This is a genomic window from Emticicia fontis, from assembly GCF_054779675.1.
The window spans coordinates 1-1,224 of the sequence record NZ_BAAGXU010000050.1; the positions used below are offsets into that span (position 1 = coordinate 1).

The 1,224-nt window shown below is 37.1% G+C and carries 2 protein-coding genes; both read left to right on the top strand.

Features of this window, described 5'->3' with window-relative positions:
* Positions 1-63: 63 nt before the first annotated feature.
* Positions 64-408 (top strand): ISAon1 family transposase N-terminal region protein, encoded by a 345-nt coding sequence (locus tag ACYVFA_RS21085; protein ID WP_460473843.1) that lies wholly within the window; start codon positions 64-66, stop codon positions 406-408.
* Between the two features lie 7 nt (positions 409-415).
* The coding region (locus tag ACYVFA_RS21090) for an ISAon1 family transposase (RefSeq protein WP_460473844.1) at positions 416-1,224 on the top strand (809 nt) is incomplete at its 3' end.

The following is a 1,224-nucleotide window of genomic DNA, read 5'->3' on the forward strand; positions in this document are numbered from 1 at the left end:
GGATCAATCTTAAAAGTTGGGGAGTAGCTAAAAAAGGGTTTACTTTGCGGAAAAAGGACTGACTTGGACACAACGCTACTATCATTATTACTACCTGAAGGAATATTAGAGTACTTTGAATTAACTAATGTGATAAAGAAAGATGATTCTTACTATCTATTTTTATCTGAGAAGAATCTATCACCCCAAGAATATCAATCCGACCAACTACAATCCAAAGGATTCTATGATGAAGAAACTGTCCGTGATTTTCCACTTCGTGGTAAAGCCTGTTATCTAAAAATCAAGAGAAGGAAATGGCTAAATATCACTACTGGTAAAACAATTTATAGGAATTGGGAAATGGTGGCTGATGGCACGCGGATGACAAAAGAATTCGCAACTTTTTTAAAAGGACTTAATAGATAAAACGCCAATCAGTTGTAAAACACTTGGAGAGCTTTATGGATTAGATGGTAAGCGATTCCAGGAACAGTATGTAAGCCATCTAAGCGATTACAAGAGTTGGCAGCAAGCCTCTCATGCAGACGAGTGGTTATTGTTTACCGAGAATATAGGCGAATATTTATCCATTGATGAGACCAGTTTATCACAAGGCGAATTGTATACTATTCTGACAAACAAAGCAGCTAAAGGACGTAAAGGCACTTTAGTTGCCATGATAAAAGGTACTGAGAGTGAGAAAATCATAGAAGTATTACGTCAGATACCTGAATTTCTGAGGAAAAAAGTAAAAGAAGTAACTTTAGATTTGGCTCCTACTATGGAGAAAATAGTTAGAAGAACGTTTCCTAAGGCCAAGCTCGTTGCAGATAGGTTTCATGTTCAACAACTAGCGTGTGATGCAGTTCAAGAGATTAGAATCCAACACCGTTGGCAGGCGATGGAAGAAGAAAACAGACAAATACAGTCGGCTAAAGAACAAAAAACATCCTTTACTCCTGTAGTACTTGAGAACGGTGATACACTCAAACAATTACTAGCCAGAAGTCGCTATTTACTTTATAAGAAGCAACACAACTGGTCTGAATCACAAGCACATAGGGCACAAATATTATTCAGATTATATCCTGACATTGCAGAAGCTTATGGATTGAGTAGAGGATTATCTGATATTTTTACGCACTCCAAAGAAAGGATTATAGCATTCAAGAAATTAGCATTGTGGTACAATCAGGTTGAAAAGGCAAGCTTCGATTCATTCAACACTATCGCAAGAACAAT